This window comes from Sphingobacterium cavernae, from assembly GCF_008520265.1.
Taxonomy (GTDB): Bacteria; Bacteroidota; Bacteroidia; order Sphingobacteriales; family Sphingobacteriaceae; genus Sphingobacterium; species Sphingobacterium cavernae.
On the sequence record NZ_VIQM01000033.1, the window covers coordinates 1 to 21,353 of the forward strand.

Consider the following 21,353-nt stretch of genomic DNA (forward strand, 5'->3'; position numbering starts at 1 on the left):
TGTTTATAGTAATTATCAGACTTTTTATTTGCTTGATATTGCTCTTTCCTTTCATTTAAAAAGTAGTTGTAAACGTAACGGATACATCCAAAATGCTTATCCAACAACACTTTTTGCTCTTGTGTTGCTGCAATTCAAATTCATATGTCCGAAAAATTATCTTCATTCTACTATTAAATAGTTTTATTTTATGCAAAAAAACATTTTATTTATGCAGTCAGACACGTTTTTTGTAAATATTTCCATTTTCATTGAGAAACATTCACAAAAAACTTCGATAATATGTCTAAAAAATGTAATTACATCAGCACAAATCGTTCAAAAAACTACTTAAAGTGTCATTTAATCTTCGTTTACAAGTATCGTAAAAAGTTACTTGTCGGTCAGTTAAAAGATGATATGCGTTCTTTTCTCTTAAAAATTACTTCTAATTCAGATTTTCAAATTGAAGTGTTTGAATCTGATTTAGACCACATCCATTTTCTTATTCGTTATATCCCTCGTGTTTCAATTACTTCTATTGTTCGCAAGTTAAAACAAGAATCTACTTATTACATTTCGCGTTCACCACACAGGTCATTCTTATTTAAACATTTTTGGAAAGAACATACTTTCTGGCCTGATGGTTATTTTGTTTGTTCAATAGGTGAAGCATCTCCTGATACTATTCGTGAGTATATTCTCAATCAGGGTGAGTCGCTTACATCCCACAGGCTAAAGACCTGTGGGTTTTACGCTCCGTTTTATAAATAAATCACTAATTAGTAAGACCATAAGTCTTGTTCATAATCCATAAGCGCTTTTTTAATGCGTTCAGACTCTAATAATCTATCTAAATCGTCTTTTATATAATCTTTGATACGAAGATCTTCAGAATTAGATTGCTTAATTATATAACTAGAAAAAAGTCGTTTAATAAACACATCATCATAACTCAAACCCGTAGCATCACTATTTCTATTCACGACTTCTTTGTTTACTAATATATGTCTAGCTTCTGGAAAATAAATCCAAAATGCTGGCGTAGCGTCTACTTGAGGTCCGATATTGTTTACAGCGGCAATTGGCGCTACAGGTTGTTGAGCTTCAGAAGTTGCAACAGATTCTGAAGATTGGACTGCAAATGGATCAAAAGGATCGGCATTTGCTACTGTTGGTGCTTGTGCTTCGAATGCGGCTTCTACACCAGGTATTTGAGGGATAATCAATGGTGCGATACCAATTATACGAGGCTCAAAAACTGCTCTTTGCTTGTCAAAGATCCAATCTTCTTTGATTCTGAATTTCAATACACTTTCTCCACTCCAATCCCGCTTTTCATAATGCGAACCCACAACCTCATTGTTTTCATTGTATTGCTCGACCAACACGCTATCACCACCCAATCTTGCCATTACCTGATCGATAGGAAGAATATTTTTGAAGCTATCGCCATTAGGATCATTCTTAGTCGGTGTGGGATCATAAGCTGTTAATTCGCCTTTCTGAATTGCATCGACAATTATATCCATCAAGCGTGCCTTTGGAGATGCAAAAGCTTGGTTCATCTTCTCGCGCAAATCAATCTCACGCCATACACGCTTGCTGAAAGCAACATCAGTCTGACGAATAGGCGCGTAAGGGATTACCTTTCTATTCTCCACATCTGATTTCACAACATAACCATCCACTGGAGGCTCTTTCTCCTGAACAGGCGTCGTACTATTCGACAGGTTTCCAACTTGTGCATACACTGTAAAAGTAGATCCTATACCAATGATGAGTGTTAAAAATTTCTTTATCATAGAATATAAATTCTATTAGTTCGTTACTTGGAATGTGATAGCATTCAGATTTTGAGCTACTCCATCTGGCCCCACCCCAACAATGTCATATATCATTACCACAGATCCCGCTGTAATACCTGATAATGCTGTTTTCATTTGCGCACTAAAATTATTCCCAGCAGCAGCATAAGGTCCAATTGGATCTACACGCGGTTTACTGATATACATGTTAAATTTAGTTACTTGGAATTTAGCATCAAAATCAAAATTTTCTAATGATGCTGAAACTACAGATTGTCCTCTTAACTGTGCAGCTGATATACGTCCTCCATCTTTACCACCAATTTTAGCTGTAGGTTTTGGAATACGCTTAACACGGAATTTGGACGCACCCAAATTCTGGGATTTTCCATCAACAGTTGCAGTTACATTCAGTGTAACCTCTCCTGGACTAGATACACGAGCTGTGTATTTACCATTACCTCTGTCTTTCAAAGTTACTCCAGAACCCGTAAGTTTTAGTGACTCAGCAGGAACACCTGGTGCCGATATAGACAACGGGTTGTCAACACCAATATACATCACATTCATCGCATCTGGTGACACTACAGCGGATGGTTGAGAAACTTGAAAAGTCATTGGCTCGGTTTCATAAACTTTGACTGTACCGTCAGTTTGCTGAACTGATATAGAGCCTTTCCATGTATGCGTTCCTACGCTTGGTGTGTAAGAATATGTACCTTGTCCATCAGAAACGGGAATTGAAGAGCCATTTACTGTAATTTGTGGATTCGATTTTGAATCATAAGCCGTTAAAAAGACCTTAGCTGTGTAAGGTTGCCCAGCAATCAGATAAGATGTAGGGGCAACTGCCACCGCAGCAAACTTATCCAAGTTTACCACCGCCTGATCCATCTTACCAAAAATATGCTTTACTACAGCTGATTCGGCATTCTTAGCGTCAGCATTAATTTTTTCCAAAGCAGTTATAGCAGCTGTCAAAGGAATACCATCGCCAAAATTAGATTCTTCCCACGACTTTTTTATACCACCCCTAGGAGCAGGATCCTCTGCAGATAAAGCAAAACTTACTTCATTATTTGTCAATTTTTTAAGCTCAGCAGAAGTTTGATTAATCAAATCACGGAGTTCTTTGCCTCTTTTTTCATTGATCATCAAACGCGCAGAAATATCTGTACTACTTCTGAATTTCACATCACCAGTCTCTTCTTCTATACCACCACCTTCGGCAGAAAGTAATTTATTATATTCACCTACTTTTGCTGTAAGCTTAGACACTAATGCTTGTGCTTGTTCTGCTTTTTGTAATATAGGCTGAGCTCTTTCTGGATTTTCTTTCAATTTTGTCTCTCTAAAAGACAAAAACATATTATCAATTCCGCTCTGTGTATTTTGAGTAGAGGTATTCAAACTATTACCCAAATTTTTAAATGCATCTAATATGGAATCACTTACATTCAATGCCACTAAACCTAGTAACACCAAATAAAGTATTCCAATCATCCGCTGCCTTGGAGTTTCTTTTTGTCCTGCCATGTCTTGTAATTTCTCTACGTTAGGTCTTAGATTTTACTACAATTATGCTCGATTATTAATATTCATCGCAGACAACATATTTCCGTAAACGGCATTAAGCGAAGATAAATTTTTATTGAATGTCGACACTTGCTCTTTAAATTGTTGCATATCAGCCGATGCTTCGTTGAACGTTTGCAAATCCGCCGCCGCACGCTCAAAAGCATGACTTAATTGCGAAGCTCCTGTTGACGCGGCATTCAATTTGTCAGCAAATTGATTAGTAGCGGCGGCTGTATCAGCTACTTTTGAAATAGAGGCAACTTTGTCACTAAATGTTCGCAAACCATCACCTAAGTTTCCAATCAAATTTTCGTCTATTTTAGCATTTTGCAACAGTTGATCAAGAGCGGCTGTATTTCCTGTGCTAACAGGTTGAGCGATAGCTACTGGTTGCACGCTACGTGCTGGAAGCTCCCCTGCAAAATCGTCATCCAATTCTGGGTAAACACGCGTCCAATCAACATCTTTCTCTGAAGCCATAAAGCCCATAATGAAGAATAATAAAGCTTCAACCGCCAATCCAATTCCGATCATCCATTCTCCACCTTTAAAATGAAGAATCTTGAACATTAATCCTACAATAACCACTGAAGCACCCCAATTTATTAATGTATTGATGCCGAAACCAAATTTGCTTTTCTTTGCCATTTTTATGTAAAGTATTATAAGGTTAAATATTTTTTATGTTTAGTATAATAATAATTCTATTTTAATGCTGAACCAGCTACTCTAGTTACTCCTCTAAATCCAATATAAGATTTTGATGTATCTTGATATTCATATTGACGTGTACCATTTTGCAAAAAGAAGCCCACATCTTTCCACGAGCCACCACGAATCACTTTTCGTTTCATGGTTGTCATTTCTTCATTTCTAGCAGAATAATTATATGTCGGGTTCATATCATGCACGTACGAATATCCTGATTCATCATAAGAAGATTGTGTCCATTCCGATACATTCCCTGACATATTATAAAGTCCATAATCATTTGGAAAATATGAATATACTGGAGCCGTATAAGCATAATTGTCACTCATGTAATCCCCTCTTCCTGGTTTGAAATTCGCCATTAAACAACCTCTGGCATTTCGAGCTGTGGGACCACCCCAAGGAAATGGAGAACCCACACGTCCACCACGTGCAGCATACTCCCATTCTGCTTCAGTTGGTAACTGATAATCAAATCGCTGAGGTCTTTTGTTTTTTATTGCTTGATTATTATACAATTGTGTACGCCATGCATTGAAAGCTTGTGCTTGTTTCCAAGACACACCAATAACAGGATAATCATCATAAGAAGGGTGTGAGAAGTAACCCTTTACTAACGGCTCATTTGCTGCATAATGAAAATCAGACATCCACACTGTAGTATCTGGATAGATACCTATTTTTTCTCTGTATATAAAATCCGAGCGTTTTTTATTTTTGTCATTCTTGTGGCGAATAGCATTTTCTAAATCATACCATTCGTAATGATAATTAATCAAACGAACGTCCATTTCATTTTTACCAAAAAGTCTGTCCTCTCCTTGGTAATACAAACTTTCAATTCTCGACTTCACATTAGCATCAGTCGATTTCCAAGGAGATTGACGTTTAACCTTTTCCCAATCAATGTATTTTGTATTGCTTTGTGCCTGAGTTTGTAAAAAGTATGAAGCATCACCTAAGTAATCTGTTACCAGTATAGAATCACGTACCCAATAAACAAATTGGCGGTATTCACTATTTGAAATTTCAGTGTCATCAATATAAAAAGGAGCGATAGTTACTTGACGGTTTTGCGCAGTTTGTGAAAAAGTGATATCCTCATCCGACTGTCCCATTATAAAAGTGCCACCAGGAACTAACACCATCCCATAGGGTGTTTTACTAGTCTTTAGTTTATCTAAGCGCACTCCAATTAATTCTCCATTTTTTGTAGATGTCTTACATCCAATAGTTAGTACGATTAATATAATACCGAAAATATACTTTAAAAATCTCAAATGATTTACAATCATAAGTCTATATCAAAATAGGTTAGTTCAATATCTAATAATATTGAAATGTCATAAAAATAAGGTAATTATAGCATTTTAGAAAGTTTAATTAAAATTAATTAATAAACAATCTTTATCCTCCTTATATAATCAAAAGGGTCAGCATTTAATTATACTGACCCTTTTGATTATATATTTTTTTGATTACTTATTAACTAATTTAATGTATTGCTCTACAGCCATAGTCATACTTGGTGCCACAGGCGTAGGTGCAGGAATATCTAAAATCAATCCCTTATCTAATAGTGCTTGTTGAGTAGAAGCACCGAAAGCTGCAATACGCGTATTGTTTTGAACAAAATCAGGGAAATTTTCATATAAAGACTGTACACTCGATGGACTGAAAAATACTATCACATCATAAAACACATCTTTTAAATCTTTTATATCTGTTATGACTGTTTTGAACAGCACGGCGGGAGTAAAGTTATATCCATTTTCTTGAAGCCACTTTTGTGTTTCTTCATTTGCGACATCCGAACAAGGGAAAAGGAATTTTTCTTTACTGTGCTTTTTCAATACTTCTTCCAAGTCTTTAGCTGTCTGCTTTCCAAAGAAAATCTTACGCTTACGATACTGTATATATTTTTGCAAATAAAGCGCTATAGCTTCCGAAATACAGAAGTATTTCATCTCTGCAGAAACTTCAAAACGCATTTCTTCACAAACTCTGAAGAAGTGGTCTACAGCATTTTTGCTCGTAAAGATTACTGCTGTATGTTCAGCGAAGTTGATCCTTTCTTTCCTAATCTCTTTTGCAGGTACTCCCTCCACATGTATAAACCCACGAAAATCTAACTTCAAGTTATATTTTTCTGCTAATGCGAAGTATGGTGACTTGTCATTTTCTGGTCTTGGCAACGTAACTAAGATACTTTTAACTTTCTTAGCTCTAGCAACATCAATCTGCATAAACTTATCTTTAATTGTTTAGTGATTTCACTAATATTAAAACCGGCGCTATTTCTAGAGCACAAAGATAGAGAATTAAATAAAAGATTGAAAACTTTAGATTACCTAATAAACTAAAAGCAGAACGAATAATGCGGTAACTAAACAGCAAAATAGTGGTTAGAATTAATAATAACGCTAAAGTGTCTAAATATTTAAAAGGTAAAAAAACACCTAAAATTAAAATAGGAATAAGAAATAATAGGCTATTAAAGTACACAATATATAAAACAGTGATGTAATCTCTAGCTATACGCTTTGCGTCAAATATGACAGATATAATTCGGATAAGTAGAAATTTAGCTACAAACAAGAAACCAATAACTAAAGAAATACGCCCAAAATTATACAATGTCAAGAAAAGCGTATCCTCTTTGGCACTGAAATAAAGAACAACAAATAAGCCTAAGGAAAAACTAAAAATAATATATAAAAAGATATATGGCCAAGAAGTTAAGACATTATCCTCCTTACTTATTTGCGCGAGTACTCTTTCGTTAAAATAGCCGTAAATAATATTTAAAAATGTAGGATAAAAGAAAATTCGAACCAAACCAAAACTTATCAAAATCAACAAAAGAATACCAATAAGCCAAGCTGGACGATTGGATTTCTCAATCAATGGAGAAGCAATTCTTGTTTTTTTAAGCTTATCCATTTTAGCAAACCAAGCACCTAGATCGGTGTATTCTATTTCGATAATCCGCAACACGCTATCTTGTATAGGATTATGATTTAGCCTCTCAGAAGTATCAAGAAAAATATAGTCAAACGATTTGACATCAGAGCTATCAAAAGCTGAATTATCGTGATTAACTATAGTACTGTCCGTTTGAGAGAACGCTGCATCTAAGGAAAACGCATTACTCCTGCAAGAGAATAACAAAAACAATAACAACAGGATATGTTGCTTATTTTTCATAATTTGCCTTAAAAAATCATTCCTTAACATACGATCTCAAAGGTATGATTTTGTACTAAATATTTAAACACAAATATGGCAACAACAACAAAACGCTGTCCGTGGTGCGGAGAAGACCCTCTTTATGTAGACTATCACGATAAGGAATGGGGTAAACAAGTGACTGATGATAAAACACTATTTGAATTTTTAATCTTAGAATCGGCTCAAGCGGGATTAAGTTGGTATACCATTTTAAAAAGAAGGGAAGGATATCGAAAATTATTTGCAGATTTTGATGTTGAACAAGTCTCACAATTTACAAATGATGACCTCGAAAGAATAGTTCTAGATGAAAGCATTATTCGACATCGCGGAAAAATAGAAGCAGCTATAAATAATGCTAAAATATTCATAGAAATTCAAAAAGAGTTTGGCTCATTTTATAATTATTTATATCAATTCTTACCTAATCAACAGCGCATAGAAAATATCATTGCAACAATGAAGGACATTGTACCGGAATCCGCAGAATCAAAAGCTATAGCAAAAGATTTGAAAAAACGTGGGGTAAAGTTTTTCGGCAGCACTATCTGCTATGCTTATATGCAAGCAGTTGGTATGGTAAATGATCACCTTACAAATTGTGACTTTAGGAACTAATCTCCTAAAGTCACTTCTCTGTAAATATCTTTTAGGTTTCTGAATTTTCCATTATAATCTAACCCATAGCCTATTACAAATTCCTTTTCAATTTCGAACCCTACATATTCAATTTGATCGAAATCGTATTGTAGGCAAGAGGGCTTCAATAAAAGTGTACAAACAGCAACCTCCCTTACTCCTTCTCTTTGCAACGCATCAATTGTATATTTCAAAGAATTGCCACTATCGACCACATCTTCCACAACAATTACATTACGATCTTTTATATCTATCCCAACCCCTACCAATTGAGATAAATCCCCTTGTTCAGTACCATGATAAGAGGAAAGTTTTACAAAACTCATTTCGCTGTCGATCTCAATTTCTTTCATCAAATCCGCCATAAACATGAAGCATCCATTCAGTACACCAATAAAAACAGGATTTTTGTCTTCGTATTTTAAATTAATATCTATAGCAATTAAACGTATTCTTTTTTTGATTTGCTCATAATCGATGAAAGGCTCAAAGCGCAGCTCATCAATCTCAATTATTTTCATTCTTGTCCCCCGTTAATTTTTCTAGTATAGATTTTCTAGAATTTTCCATCGATTCAATCTCACGCATGAACAATTCATGCTCATCAATTATATCTAGTGAAGTATCTCGAACAGCAGGAGCTTTTGGTCGAAGAGCAGGCTGCAATACAACTTGATAGAACCCGTAATTTTCTGGCACAGCAACATTTTCTAATTCACCTAACTTACGCATAATCGACCCATAAGTATTGAAATGACGTTGTAACCATGGTTTTAAATGTCCCGTGTAATCAAAAGAATTTAAACCTGTCTTTGGTCGCGGAATTATGCTAGATAAAAACAAACTTTCCCCTAAAGTTAGTTCCTCGGGTTGTTTTTTAAAATAATAATCGGCAGCCTCTGTGATTCCGTAAACATTATGCCCCCATTCAATTACGTTAAGATAGATTTCAAATAGTCTATCTTTGCTTACGCGGCCAGAAGACTCCATTAACCAAACCAATAATATCTCTTCGAATTTTCGATTTAATGTTTTCTTTCTGTGTAGAAAGACATTTTTAATGAGTTGCATGGAGATTGTACTTGCCCCACGTTTAAATTTTTTTTCTTTAATATTTGTAGCAATTGATAATTTAAATGCTTCTTCTTCAAATCCATTGTGCTTATAAAAAAAAGGATCTTCCGTATTTCTTACGGTTGTTTTTAATACATATGGGATTTGATCTAACCTCTTAAATTTAGGATTCTCAGGTCCAACAGCAAAACGTTTTACTAATACCGTATCATTGTAGGCATCATATATAAATGACGAATTGAGCGAATCAATGTTTGCTTGCCCCCAAGAAATCACTTTTAAATCTTCATCATCAATTTTGGATACAAATATTAAGTCATCTGGTTTATCCAGATTTACAGAGAAATCTAAGTCATAAGCTATACTCCCTTCCACTTTAACACCCTCCACATTCTGAAACAAACCATTAGGAATAGCATCAAAAAAATCTTGAGCTTGAAACATTCCTGTATGAATGGCTAGCTCCAATTGCTTTGTTGGTTTTAAAGTAAATTTGATTTGAGGAGATATAGAAAAATCTTTAATTCGAATCGTCGAGTATTCACGCAATGCGACATAATTATCTGCAAATTGCAAACCACCTTCCATTTCTGCAGTTGGCAACACAATTGTTGAATCAGACAACCTACGATGATTTATTTTTAAATTTTCATATGCGAAAACACCATCAACCTCCAACAAATTCCTTTTGATTTTTATTATATCTTGCAGATCAAAAATTAGCTTATCAAAACTTACGGACAAACCAAACTTACTGCGTAAAAATGGTAATTCGACATCTGCTTCTTTTGAGGAAACCTCTACACGCATACGCTGTGACCTTGCATCGACCTTCCCCTTAAGTATCCATTCAGCTTCATGATCATTCAAGAACACAGAAGATTCGAACTTACCAGAATTCATAATTGCTTCTGGAACATGCACTTGTTGTGAAATTTTATCATCTGTGTATGAAAGCACAAAATTTTTTAACACTAAGTCATCAGGTACGGTTGCAAAAAACTGCTTACTTAATCTTTCTGCCAAGTCCGCAAAGCCCTTAGATTCTGATTTATCCTTTTGTTCAGAAACACTTTTGCGTTTTTTAAAAATAAAATCGTAATTGCTGATAGAATCTTTCTTTACAAAAGTGAGTGAACCATTTTCTACACCAATAGCCCCAATCTCAATATTACCAATTAACAATGGCAATACTCGAACTGAAATTGAAAAAGACTGCATAGATGCGAGTGTGTCTCTATTTTCAGGAATAACTAACAAATTTTTAAATTCCACAGTTGTAAATCCAGAAAAATAATATTTATCAACTGTAAAAGTTACATCGTAATCATTCTTCAATTTTTGTTGAACCTTATAAATCGCTTTATCTAGCAGACCTTGACGTTTAGACATACCTACTACAAATCCACCAACTAGAATTACGATTACTGCAACACCACCTATTAAAAACCATTTATTGCGCTTTCTTGAAAAGAAACTACCCATAAATTATAGTACTTAAAATCCTGACTAAAAATAGAGTTTTAAATTTGAATACTTTATTATCAAAATAAAAAAAGCTATACTTCATTACAAAGTATAGCTTTTTTAACTAAATTATATATTCCAAATTAGAACTTATACGCTATTGATAATCCGCTACGGATATTGCCCCAAGGACTTTTATTCAAAGTAATGTCCGCACCATTTGCATGAACGTTGTAATCCATCTTAAACTTCAGTGGTAAGTCATTTAAACTTTCCTTCAAGTCACCTAATTGATCTCGTAACCCGGCTTGTTCATCTGCGTTCAGCGCCATCTTACCCGCGAGATTGCCTTTCGACATTCCATAACCTGGCCCAATAATTCTCCAGTCTAAGAAAATATTATCCTTTAATCTGAAGTTAATACCAACAGAAATACCAGCTGTAACAGTAGTCAAATCTCCTTTCAAACTAATAGTTTCTTCACGATCATATACCATTTGACCTTGATATTCAATGGATACATCATAAGTATAAGGCGCTGAGTAATTGAATTTTGCATATTTAACGTAGGGTGCTAAATAAAATCCTTGACCATAACCCTTTTTAGAAAGATAATATTTAAACTCTGGAACTATAGCGGTGCTAGATGATTTCATTCCATCCAACAAAGAATTAACTTCTGCATCATCGACAATGTCCATAATGCGTGATTTGAATGGTAATTCACTTTCTGGACGTAAATTAACTGCTACACCTACTGCAAATTTTTTACTTAAAACACGTTCGTACTCCACTGAAATCTTTCCGCCAAGTAGGGGCAATAAATTTAATTTCACAAAATTAGGCTGCTCTAATGTATTCTCTGTTTCTACAGTTTCTTGAGCATTGACACCAATAATTGAAATAGCCAATGCTATTGTTAATAATATGTTTTTCATCTAATGGTTATTAAAGTTTGGTTTAAAAAACAAAAATAAACATTCCTAAATGTGAATGAATAAAAATATTCCTACACTTTTAAAAATACCTAGTTATCGGTACTTAATATTCAAACAAAGAAATGACAGGTTTATTTACCTTAATTCTTAGCTTTGTACTATTAGAAATTGCAAACCATGACTATTACGCAAGAACAAGTATTACATGCATTAAGTCATGTGGAAGAACCTGATCTCAAGAAGGATCTGGTTACGCTTCACATGATTCAAAATATTGAAATCCTCCCCAATAAAGTCAAATTCGACGTTGTATTGACTACGCCAGCTTGCCCTTTAAAAGGACATATTGAACACGCTTGTCGCAATGCAATAGCATTATTTATAAGCAAAGAAGTTGAAGTTGAAATAAACATGACCTCGCGAGTAACCAGTGTTGATCCAAACCAACTTAAAGGAATCAAAAATATAATCTTAGTTTCTTCTGGTAAAGGAGGCGTAGGAAAATCTACTGTCGCGAGTAATTTAGCCTTAGCCTTAGCTAGTAAAGGTGCCAAAACAGGACTTTTGGACGCAGATATTTATGGTCCATCACTGCCAATAATGTTTGGTCTTGAAGGTGCTAAACCAATGGCTTCTCAATTACCGGACGGATCTACTAAAATCGAGCCTATCGAAAAGTTTGGTCTTAAATTGCTTTCAATAGGTTTTTTTACAGATCCAAATCAGCCTATTCCATGGAGAGGACCAATGGCAACATCTGCTATCAAGCAGTTATTCAATGATGCAGATTGGGGTGAATTAGACTATTTGGTTGTGGACATGCCTCCAGGCACAGGAGATATTCACATTACAGTATCACAAACTTACCCAATTTCAGGTGCCATAATCGTGACAACACCACAGAATGTAGCCCTTGCTGACGCCATAAAAGGTATTGGAATGTATAAGATGGAAGGAATTAATGTTCCTATCCTTGGTATTGTAGAAAATATGGCATATTTCACGCCATCAGAATTACCAGATAACAAATATTACATCTTCGGTAAAGAGGGCGGTAGACGTTTAGCTGAAGAAAACCAAATTCCATTTTTAGGAGAAGTTCCGTTAGTAAAATCTGTAGCTGACGCTGGAGATAACGGTTTCCCAATTGTATTAGACAGCGAAGATCCAATAGGAGAATCTTACAGAAATATTGCCGGCAGAGTAGCTCAAGAATTGAGTATCTTGGCGAATAGGTAGAATATTGATTAAAAGGCTTCCCGATTTGGAAGCCTTTTGTTATCTGTAATGAATTTATATTTAAATAAAACTAATAATGAAAGTTTTAAAAAAATGATATTTATTTACATTACCGTCCGATAAAAATTAAATTTGGTTTTCTAAAAGTTGTATTAGCTTAAAAATCAAGTTGTTAGAATTTTGTTTTTGCAAATATTCAAAAACAAGCTACCAATTAAAGGACAGTTGTTTGCCATTGTCCTGCTCAATAGTCCAGTCTTTTCTGGATTTTCCAGAAATTTCATTAGGTTGATATAGTTAAACAGATGGATTTTACAAAAACTAACCAAGTTGGAGAATGCCCATTTTCGTTTCAATCGCTTTTTGATTACCCAGAGCAGTAAATTAACGTTTAAAACACAGTAGATCTGTATTTTAATGGGTTTTCATTGTCGCCAAAAAAATATTTCAATGGAAAATTCCGATTGAGGTGTTTGAATAAAAGTTCTATTTGCCAACGTATTTTGTAAAGAGCTGCAATCAAGTCTGCACGCATGTCAAACAAATTGGTCAGAAATTCAAATCTCCTTTTGCCAACTCGGTCATAGAAAACCACTTTTCGCAATCTCAATTTTGAAGTTTTTCCGTCTTGTTTTACATCTATTTCAATGATTTCATCTTTCAGAACACCATTGTGAATATGCGCTCCGATATCCAATTCTTCGATTTTCAAGTAGGAAGCATTATCCTTTATTCGGGTCACAAAACCCGTTTTTTGATCCGTAAAATGGGCAAAAGCCTTGTAATCATTATACCCTTTATCAAAAACATATACCGTATTTTCATCGCATTCTAATTTTTCCAAAAAATTGTGATCGTGCTTTTTTGCTTCGCTGAACCAAATCAAACTCGGAACGGTTTCATCTGCATTTACAACGGTGTGAACTTTAATTCCCCCTTTCTTTTTTCCTGTTTTAGGGTTTCTGCCAACACCTTCTAAAATATCTTTGAATAGGCTAAGGGTGGTGCTATCAAAGATTTTTACCTGATTCTTAATCACATCCTTGATCCGGCTGTCCGATAAAAAATCACCATATTGTTTGAGTAAACTGTGGTAGATATTTTCAAAAACCAGAACATCTCTTCTCTTGTTTGCGTCCGATAAAGTACTTCTTTTAGGAATATGGTGCAGCTGGAAGCCCGTCGTTTTACCCGATAACCCTAGCATTGCTCCTGATATTTCACGTAAAGATGTACATTTTGAAAAAGAACAAAATAACATGCTTATCAAATGATCTTTCGTCTTGAAATACTTGGTATAGCTGTCCGAGTCACACTTTCTAACCTCCCTTTTTATCAGGGAATCTTCAATTAATGATATCAGCTGTCCGAAAACAGATTTTATAGAAAAATGATTACTTTTGCTCATCGTACTTTTTGTTTCTCAAACACAAATTTACGATTCTCAAGAAGCCATTAATCTGGCTTCATGTTTTTACCGGACACTAATGAAAAAATTTAAAATGTAAGAATCAGAGACGTAAATATACAGGGCCGACGCACTAGAAATTTACATTAACGATTAATTTCAGTAGGTATTCATTATTCCATTCTGCTTTTTTCGTTTTGCTTTTAGGATGGATTTATTGGCTACATCGGCTTTAAGTATGTTCAACGCGAGTTTTCTTACAACAGAAAAGCTTTGAGCAGCCCTTCGATTTCTTGTGGTATTATAATCCTCTCCAAATCCGAGGTCTAATTGCCAATGTAATTGATTCTCAATCCCCCAATGAGCACGAACTGCTTGATTAAAATATGCGGCATCATCTTCTAAGCTAGAGATGTAATAACTATCCTGAATGGTATGGGACTCGCCTATAATTCGCTCTGAAGTAATTTTGATAATACTGTTTGGACCCCTCCAGTTTTCTTACTCATCAATGTAATTTAAGTGGCTAATCACTCTGCATGTGCGAATTTCCGAACGACCATGTCCTTTATCCAAATGTTGGCTGTAACTGTCTTCCTTGAAATTAAACTGATTGACAACCTGGTCATATAGTGCTTGTTGATTTTGTTTTAAAACAAGAATGTAATCACCTTTATGTTCAACTATTTTAGTAGCAATTTCTTTTTGTGTCCCCATAGTATCAATAGTAATCACGGTGCCCTTGATATCTAATAATGATAATAATTCTGGAATAGCTGTAATTTCATTACTCTTATCGGCCACTTTCTGCTGCCCCAGAACCAATTGATTGCGACAACTCCACGCGCTTACCATGCGAAGTGCTCCCAGTCCATCTCTCTTATTCACACTATTGCAAATCGATTTCCATCAATCGCCATTAAATCGCGTTCAGTGCTAGCCGAAATAGTTCTCAAACTTTCACTCAACTCGGCGGTCCAAGCTCGAAAACAGCGCTCAAATAATCCCGCATGAGTTCAGTAAGATTATGTTTCTTATTATTGCATGTCCGAGGATCAGGTATCCATTTAAAATATCTGTAAAGGGGTGCTTCCATAGCTTAACAACAAAGAAACGGCTTAAACTCAAAGCTAACCTAGTTTACACCAAAAAAGATATTACACAGTTTTCAACACAAGTCAATAAAATTGACGATTTTTAAACTTTCTTATGCGTCAGCCCTGCGTAAATATACCTTAATAACTTCCTCTCCTGTTTATCAAAGTATGGAACATCAAAAAATATATGACTTTAACTGTATTATATATTACAAAAAGCCCCCAAAAAGCTTGAAGCTTTTGGGGGCATAAATTGTATTAGAATCTTAAATTACTTTTTATCTTTGAGCTTTATACGTTAAAGTTTCTTCAAATTTACGTGCTCCTCCATTAGAAGTCCATTTCAAATGGAAAGTTTTTGTTTCAGGATCATAATAACTGCTTTCATCTGTAGCAATTGGTAATAAAGTAGTCATAGCTACAGTAACCTTATTTGTAACAGGATCTACAGTATATCTTACTTCATTACTATAATAACCAACTAGTCCTGGATATAATCGAACTGTATTGGGACCAACAGTCACCAATTCCACATCCACATCTCTATTCGGTTGTAAAGACGTAGTAGATGAATTCTGATAACGATAAATACCATCCCATTCATTTTTCACACCTAATAAAACTAAAAATGATTCCCTACCGTCAGAAATTTTATAACCATCGGCATCAATGATATCATAAGCAAAAGCGTATGTTTTGGATAAATCTAATTTAGAACCATCTACATTGATTTTAAATGGTTCATATAAAGAGTTTTTAGGAAACTTAACAGTTAAATTATCTCCACTCACTGAAAAATTCGAGTTCGAAATTGTATAAAGGCTAGGATCTAGTACCTCCACAGCAGTTTCATGTTCTTCATTATATTCTTCTATAAGAGCATTATTTATTTTTAGGGTTAAAGTAGTCTCTTTTTCAAGTTCTGAAGAATTGTGAGCATTTTTAAATAACGTAAATCCTACAATATCTTTCTTATTTGTAAACGCGTCTATATATTGTATATCGCCGAAATCCTCTACCGCGGAAACAAATGTAGTACCTTTATCACCTATATTATCTCCTTCAAAAGACTCTTTTACACAGCTCTGTGTTAAACCTAGTAACACAAAGCCAAATATTATTTGTTTTAAATTGCTTTTCATAATAATCATTATTGAACATCCCACCATACTCTATTAGACATTAAATCCGTGCCACCCATTCGCGCAACTGCTGCCTCTACATTTTCTTTATTTGTAGAATATTCCGTTGATGCATACATAAATCTTCTAGGAATTGTAGATCCAGCTGTTGCACCAGGAGCTGGGGTAAGAGATGGGACACCTGATTTACGCCAAATATTCCACCCCATTCTACCATCAGGATAATGAGCAATATATCGCTGTTGACTTATTTTTGCCATCTCATTAGTTCCATTAAGCGCAACTCCTGATTGAGTAAAATAAGTAGCTGGAGCTACAACTCCCCATTGTGCAAATGACAACTCAATTCCTTGTCTATAAACATTTGCTTTATTTTCTGTTGTCCATCCAAGTTGGGCAGCTTCAGCTCTTGCTAAAGCCACTTGTCCTGCACCAATTACAACATAAGGAGAATCTTCTCGACGGAAATCCCCACGCAATACTCTCGCGAAACCTGTATTTGCACTAGCAAATGCTTCTGCATTTGTTCTTGACAAGCCATAAGGAAAGCCAATATTAGATGTTGCAAATGCATTTGGTGCAGATAAATCCTCAGTTGCACCACCAAATGCAGCTTGACGGCCATCAGCTAGTGATGCTGTAATATCAGTTACTGTTTTGCTTTGTGCATAATCTTTTCTACCATCATAAGTATTACGCCAAGGGTTTTTAAAATTCCCACCTGGGTACTTAACAGTGAAGTTTTGATCATTTGAGCTTATATAACCATCTGAATCATTCAATGCAGCCTTAAATTCAGTTGCAGCATAATCTGAAGGCCCAGTATAACGTTTAGATATTTGTAATGAGATCAACATTCTAAGTGAGTTTGCGAATTTCTTCCATGCTGATGTATCACCATTATAAATTAAGTCACCTGTAATTAGCCCACCAGTTCCTAATGCATTCTCTGCCTCAGTTAATTTAGCAAGTAAACCTTTATATATTTCTTCTTGCGAATCATATTTAGGTAATACTCCTTGCAATGCTTCACTGTATGGAATTTCTCCCCAACAATCCGTTAAATACCAAAAGATATATTGTTGAAGTACTGTCGCTACAGCTCTCATATTAGGATTGTCCACCTCAGTATTAATGATGTTTTGTAAATCCATCAAATGACCTGAATAGAATCCAGTGAAACTCAATTGTGCTAACGTATATGTTGATGCCTCTGTATATTGAGTTTCAGAGATATATTGCGCATAAAGACCTGGCTGGTAATGCGTTCTAGCGGCATAATCCCCAATTCCTGCTAACACATTTGTTAACAATGCTGAAGTTATTGGCTTTGTTGTGGCACTTGGGTTATCATTCATATCTCCAAAGTCGCTCAAAGCATCACAACTTGACCCCATTATACTTGCACCCAATAATATATATATAATTTTTTTTCTCATGACTTATGAAATTAGAACCTAATGTTTAAGTTAAAACCAAAACCTCTCGTACCAGGAAGTTGACCTGTTTCACCTACGGAAGCACTTATTTCTGAAGGATCAAAATCTTTAGTTGTTGCCCAAATCAGTAAAGGATTATTAGCTACAAGTGAGAAGTTCGCAGATTTAATTGTACTACCTAAATTCAATCTATTGACAGGAATATTATATCCGAAAGATAAAGCTCTCATCTTGATAAAACTTAAATCATAAATAAATTCATCAAAAGCTAACTTATCGTAAAGTCCATGGTAATAATCTTGTGCTTCTAAGTAATGTGTTACGGTATTGTTATCAGCGTCAACTCCATCCACTCGTACTCCACCACCATCTGCTACTGCATCTCTTATTGGATTTCCCTTATCATTAAGACGAGCAGTTCTTGCCGTCAAACCAGAATAAGATCCCCACATGTTTGATAAAGAGACCATTTTACCGCCATATTGAAAATCTAAATCAATACCCAAACTAAAGTCTTTATATCTAAAGTTATTTTGAAAACCTCCAGTATACATAGGCAATACAGACCCAAAGCTTACATTTGGATTATTTGTATAGAAACCATTTGCATCTAATATAGGAATTCCTGCATCATTTCTTTTAATACCATTGCCATAGATCTGTCCCCAACGTTGACCTTCAACATGTGCTAGTATTGGCATAGTAGAACCCCAAACACCTTCGACATTTATTCTTTTAGTATCTTCAGTAATTGCATCAACATCATTTGATAGAAGTCTTGACCAAGTTAAGCTTGTATTCCATTCAAAATTAGTATTTCGTACAGGAATAGCTTTCAATTGGATGTCTAACCCCGATTTAGATATTTGACCAATATTTGTCAATAAAGAAGTATAGCCAGTAGCACCATTCTGAGATACTGAATACGGATAATTCTTATCCTTTCCAGTCCAATATGTTGCATTTAATCCAATACGGTTATTCAAGAAAAATAACTCTAAGCCTATATCTTGTTGTGCACTTACAGAGCCTTGGATTGCTGGATCAACTAATTGATCTGGAGTAGTCATTAAAAAATTATTTCCCCATTTAAATTGCCCAACACCATATGCCATTCCTGGGTAACGATATGGACCAAAAGAAGTATTAGATGTCCCTAGAGCTCTTGGGACCTCTCCCCATGAATATTTAACTTTACCTAAACTCAACCAAGGTGCACTTTCTTTAATCAAATCTGAAAACACAAATGCCGCCCCTAATGATTTAGAAAAAACCTGATTATCATCCGCTGGAAGTGTAGAGTACCAATCGCTTCTCAAAGTACCATCTACAAATAGTAAATTCTTATATCCAACATTAAAAATCCCCATAACTGCATTGTAACCTTCTCTTGAACGAGAATTAGTTTGTGAAGCCTGTGAGATCGAGTTTGATAGAGTAAATAAATCTGGTACATTTAATCCATCCGCAGTTGCTCCAGAATTCTCATTGCTATTAGCTCTGAAAAAATCTGCAATGGCATTTGCGTTGATTGTAAAATCTTGTAGCTGTTTATTGTAAGAAGCTCTAAACTCAATGTTTTGACGATTAGAATAGGTATTACCGGTTCCATAATAACCTTTTGCTAAGGCATTGTTTCCTGTAGTTTGTAGACCACTTTCATTCAGTCTTGAACTATACTTATATTCCCATAAAGTATGATTTTGTTGCTTTCTATACGTACCAGTTAGGCTCAAATCAGTATTTATTTTGTACGTTAAAAACAAATCACCATATAGTCTATCTCTTTGATTTACCCGATCTACCAAATCATAGTATGTATAGGGATTGTACCAATAATTTGCGGCATAAAATCCTCTTGGATTTTCCGGTCTATAGGCCGTAGGATTTGAATGATTCCAACTCGCAAAAATACCTTCTGGTGTTGTCAATCCTCTTAATTCTTTAATGATTCCCATATCCAAATCTCTATGAAACCATTGGCTAAACGCACCTGTAGAGTTATTAGAATAAGCATCATCAATCTCACCAAACAACTTATGATTTACATAATTCAAATTAGCACCAACAGTTAACTTTTCACTAATATCAAAAGAACCATTGATTGTAAATAAATTACGCTTCATGGAAGTTGTAGGAAGAAGACCATTAGTATATTGATTGGTATATGAAAATTTCAAATTGTAATTTTCATCTGCTTTATTAAGTACAATATTGTTATTGGAGACTACACCAGTTTCAAAAAATTCTTTTGCATTATTTGGTTGAGGATTTAAAGAAGCTGTCTTATAAGAGCGATCATGACCACCGTACCAAGCATACCAAGGAATATATTCTTGTCCGATCATTCGTGGGCCCCAAGATGAATCATCATTGTAATCATGATAATACTTGCCATCAAGTGCTTTCCATTCTTCTGGATCACCTTCTTTCCAATTGTATTGATACATCGACTGAGATCCACCACCAGCATAGCTATTTTGGTAGTTAGGCATTATATAAGCTTTGTCAAAATTTGTACCCAAATTGACGTTTATTCCAAAACCCTGTTGTCTTTTGCCTTTAATTGTTGTGATTACAATAGCTCCATTTGCTCCTTGAGAACCAAATTGTGCTGATGCGGCTGGACCTTGTAATACTGTAAGTGATTCGATTTCATCGACACTAATATCATCATAGTTAGGTAGAATAGTACCATCCACAACATAGATCGCACCATCATTGCCATTTCCAAAACCTGTAGTACCCCTCAACCTAATAGTATTCTGACGTCCTAAAGCCGCTGCAGACTGTGAACGCACTTGCAAACCCGCTACTTTACCAGCTAATGCATTATTAAGATTAGGCTGTCTAGTAGTGTTAATTGCCTTAGCATCAATAAACTGAGCGCTGGAAGTCAATGAACGAGCACTTTGCTTAACACCATATGCTCCTGTGATTACTACTTCTTCTAGTGACTGATCTCCACCCTCTAAAACTATCGTAAGAGTAGTAGAATTTCCTACCGACACCCTTTGTGTAGTATACCCAATATAAGACACATTTAATGATGCACCAGAATTTGCTGTAATTTTAAACCGACCTGATCCATCGGTTTGAGTTGCAGTGTTTGTCCCAACCACCGAGATAGAAGCCCCACTAATTGGAGTCCCATCTGATGCAGTAACCAAACCACTCACCTCTCGAGTTTGCGCAAATGACAAGCTTGTTACACAAGTCATTGCAAACATTGCACTGAGTAACTTTTGTTTCATAAGTTTTTGTTTTTGTTTAGTAATTGTTAGTGTTGTCGATACAACTTTTTTTCACAATTTATATGGTACTATGCAAACATATAAAAAAATATTTTACACTTTTTAACACTTATACAAAAGAATTTCAAAATATAGTAAAAGTTATATTTTTTTCTAATTACATATAGTTTTTAGTCTTTTAAAACATTTTGAAAGTGACAAATGCCATTAAAAAATTATTAAAGAGTAATTTAACTTTTTTGCGAAATAATTATTTTTATTAAATATTTTTATAATGTTATTTAAGGTTAACCACATCAGTTATTTTCACAACTACCTGAAATAGTGTAGCTATTCTTTCATAACAATT

The 21,353-nt window shown here is 34.9% G+C and carries 16 protein-coding genes and 2 pseudogenes; 3 read left to right on the top strand and 15 right to left on the bottom strand.

Annotated elements, in window-relative coordinates:
• Window positions 1-110, bottom strand: a 110-nt coding sequence (locus FLS47_RS18970; RefSeq protein WP_223225166.1) for a helix-turn-helix domain-containing protein, incomplete at its 3' end; no start/stop codon positions are given.
• Between the two features lie 172 nt (window positions 111-282).
• Between FLS47_RS18970 and tnpA the strand changes: the two are divergent.
• A pseudogene (tnpA, locus tag FLS47_RS06560) lies at window positions 283-693 on the top strand (IS200/IS605 family transposase); the annotation flags it as partial.
• Between the two features lie 68 nt (window positions 694-761).
• Here the strand turns inward: tnpA and FLS47_RS06565 are convergent.
• The 6 genes from FLS47_RS06565 to FLS47_RS06590 form a co-directional block, all read right to left on the bottom strand.
• The gene (locus tag FLS47_RS06565; protein WP_149913582.1) at window positions 762-1,784 is read right to left on the bottom strand and encodes a gliding motility protein GldN; all 1,023 of its coding nucleotides are present in this window, start codon (window positions 1,782-1,784) and stop codon (window positions 762-764) included.
• A 15-nt stretch (window positions 1,785-1,799) separates the two neighbouring features.
• Entirely contained in the window at window positions 1,800-3,323 is a 1,524-nt protein-coding gene (gene porM / locus FLS47_RS06570) for a type IX secretion system motor protein PorM/GldM (protein ID WP_149913583.1), read from the bottom strand.
• Window positions 3,324-3,365: 42 nt separating this feature from the next.
• Window positions 3,366-4,013 carry a type IX secretion system motor protein PorL/GldL gene (gene porL, locus FLS47_RS06575; protein WP_149913584.1) on the bottom strand — a complete coding sequence of 216 codons (648 nt, stop codon included), beginning with the start codon at window positions 4,011-4,013 and terminating at the stop codon, window positions 3,366-3,368.
• 56 nt (window positions 4,014-4,069) lie between these two features.
• Window positions 4,070-5,356, bottom strand: coding sequence for a type IX secretion system lipoprotein PorK/GldK (gene porK / locus FLS47_RS06580; RefSeq protein WP_449441406.1), 1,287 nt, complete (start codon window positions 5,354-5,356; stop codon window positions 4,070-4,072).
• Between the two features lie 198 nt (window positions 5,357-5,554).
• A complete protein-coding gene (locus FLS47_RS06585; protein WP_149913586.1) occupies window positions 5,555-6,322 on the bottom strand; it encodes a uroporphyrinogen-III synthase in 768 nt (255 codons plus the stop codon).
• A gap of 10 nt (window positions 6,323-6,332) precedes the next feature.
• Entirely contained in the window at window positions 6,333-7,313 is a 981-nt protein-coding gene (locus FLS47_RS06590; RefSeq protein WP_149913587.1) for a DUF4271 domain-containing protein, read from the bottom strand.
• 45 nt (window positions 7,314-7,358) lie between these two features.
• Here FLS47_RS06590 and FLS47_RS06595 point away from each other — a divergent pair, with 45 nt between their 5' ends.
• Window positions 7,359-7,925 (top strand): DNA-3-methyladenine glycosylase I, encoded by a 567-nt coding sequence (locus FLS47_RS06595; RefSeq protein WP_149913588.1) that lies wholly within the window; start codon window positions 7,359-7,361, stop codon window positions 7,923-7,925.
• Here the strand turns inward: FLS47_RS06595 and hpt are convergent.
• The 3 genes from hpt to FLS47_RS06610 all read right to left on the bottom strand — a co-directional run bounded on the left by hpt (window position 7,922) and on the right by FLS47_RS06610 (window position 11,425).
• Window positions 7,922-8,467: a hypoxanthine phosphoribosyltransferase gene (hpt, locus tag FLS47_RS06600; protein ID WP_149913589.1), complete on the bottom strand. Its 546-nt coding sequence runs from the start codon at window positions 8,465-8,467 to the stop codon at window positions 7,922-7,924. The two genes, FLS47_RS06595 and hpt, sit on opposite strands and share 4 nt — an antisense overlap.
• The gene (locus tag FLS47_RS06605; protein WP_149913590.1) at window positions 8,454-10,505 is read right to left on the bottom strand and encodes a transglycosylase domain-containing protein; all 2,052 of its coding nucleotides are present in this window, start codon (window positions 10,503-10,505) and stop codon (window positions 8,454-8,456) included. The genes hpt and FLS47_RS06605 overlap by 14 nt, the downstream gene beginning before the upstream one ends.
• Window positions 10,506-10,630: 125 nt before the next feature.
• Window positions 10,631-11,425, bottom strand: coding sequence for a DUF3575 domain-containing protein (locus FLS47_RS06610; protein WP_149913591.1), 795 nt, complete (start codon window positions 11,423-11,425; stop codon window positions 10,631-10,633).
• A gap of 177 nt (window positions 11,426-11,602) precedes the next feature.
• Here FLS47_RS06610 and FLS47_RS06615 point away from each other — a divergent pair, with 177 nt between their 5' ends.
• Window positions 11,603-12,664: an Mrp/NBP35 family ATP-binding protein gene (locus tag FLS47_RS06615; RefSeq protein ID WP_149913592.1), complete on the top strand. Its 1,062-nt coding sequence runs from the start codon at window positions 11,603-11,605 to the stop codon at window positions 12,662-12,664.
• A gap of 391 nt (window positions 12,665-13,055) precedes the next feature.
• On the opposite strand, the gene FLS47_RS06620 is transcribed toward FLS47_RS06615, so the two are convergent.
• From FLS47_RS06620 to FLS47_RS06645, 5 genes and pseudogenes are all read right to left on the bottom strand, one after another.
• Window positions 13,056-14,072, bottom strand: coding sequence for an IS4 family transposase (locus FLS47_RS06620; protein WP_223225165.1), 1,017 nt, complete (start codon window positions 14,070-14,072; stop codon window positions 13,056-13,058).
• A 159-nt stretch (window positions 14,073-14,231) separates the two neighbouring features.
• A pseudogene (locus FLS47_RS18460) lies at window positions 14,232-14,972 on the bottom strand (ISAs1 family transposase).
• Window positions 14,973-15,447: 475 nt separating this feature from the next.
• Complete coding sequence (locus FLS47_RS06635) at window positions 15,448-16,275, bottom strand: DUF1735 domain-containing protein (protein ID WP_188347376.1); 828 nt, start codon at window positions 16,273-16,275, stop codon at window positions 15,448-15,450.
• A gap of 44 nt (window positions 16,276-16,319) precedes the next feature.
• Complete coding sequence (locus FLS47_RS06640; RefSeq protein WP_149913595.1) at window positions 16,320-17,750, bottom strand: SusD/RagB family nutrient-binding outer membrane lipoprotein; 1,431 nt, start codon at window positions 17,748-17,750, stop codon at window positions 16,320-16,322.
• Between the two features lie 11 nt (window positions 17,751-17,761).
• Window positions 17,762-21,004: a SusC/RagA family TonB-linked outer membrane protein gene (locus FLS47_RS06645; RefSeq protein WP_149913596.1), complete on the bottom strand. Its 3,243-nt coding sequence runs from the start codon at window positions 21,002-21,004 to the stop codon at window positions 17,762-17,764.
• Between the last annotated feature and the right edge of the window lie 349 nt (window positions 21,005-21,353).

Coding starts and splice junctions, on each gene's coding strand:
- FLS47_RS06645 (WP_149913596.1), bottom strand. CDS start 21,004: ATGAAACAAAAGTTACTCAGTGCAATGTTTGCAATGACTTGTGTAACA.
- FLS47_RS06595 (WP_149913588.1), top strand. CDS start 7,359: ATGGCAACAACAACAAAACGCTGTCCGTGGTGCGGAGAAGACCCTCTT.
- FLS47_RS06615 (WP_149913592.1), top strand. CDS start 11,603: ATGACTATTACGCAAGAACAAGTATTACATGCATTAAGTCATGTGGAA.
- FLS47_RS06610 (WP_149913591.1), bottom strand. CDS start 11,425: ATGAAAAACATATTATTAACAATAGCATTGGCTATTTCAATTATTGGT.
- FLS47_RS06585 (WP_149913586.1), bottom strand. CDS start 6,322: ATGCAGATTGATGTTGCTAGAGCTAAGAAAGTTAAAAGTATCTTAGTT.
- porL (WP_149913584.1), bottom strand. CDS start 4,013: ATGGCAAAGAAAAGCAAATTTGGTTTCGGCATCAATACATTAATAAAT.
- FLS47_RS06565 (WP_149913582.1), bottom strand. CDS start 1,784: ATGATAAAGAAATTTTTAACACTCATCATTGGTATAGGATCTACTTTT.
- porM (WP_149913583.1), bottom strand. CDS start 3,323: ATGGCAGGACAAAAAGAAACTCCAAGGCAGCGGATGATTGGAATACTT.
- FLS47_RS06605 (WP_149913590.1), bottom strand. CDS start 10,505: ATGGGTAGTTTCTTTTCAAGAAAGCGCAATAAATGGTTTTTAATAGGT.
- FLS47_RS06640 (WP_149913595.1), bottom strand. CDS start 17,750: ATGAGAAAAAAAATTATATATATATTATTGGGTGCAAGTATAATGGGG.
- FLS47_RS06620 (WP_223225165.1), bottom strand. CDS start 14,072: ATGAGCAAAAGTAATCATTTTTCTATAAAATCTGTTTTCGGACAGCTG.
- hpt (WP_149913589.1), bottom strand. CDS start 8,467: ATGAAAATAATTGAGATTGATGAGCTGCGCTTTGAGCCTTTCATCGAT.
- FLS47_RS06590 (WP_149913587.1), bottom strand. CDS start 7,313: ATGTTAAGGAATGATTTTTTAAGGCAAATTATGAAAAATAAGCAACAT.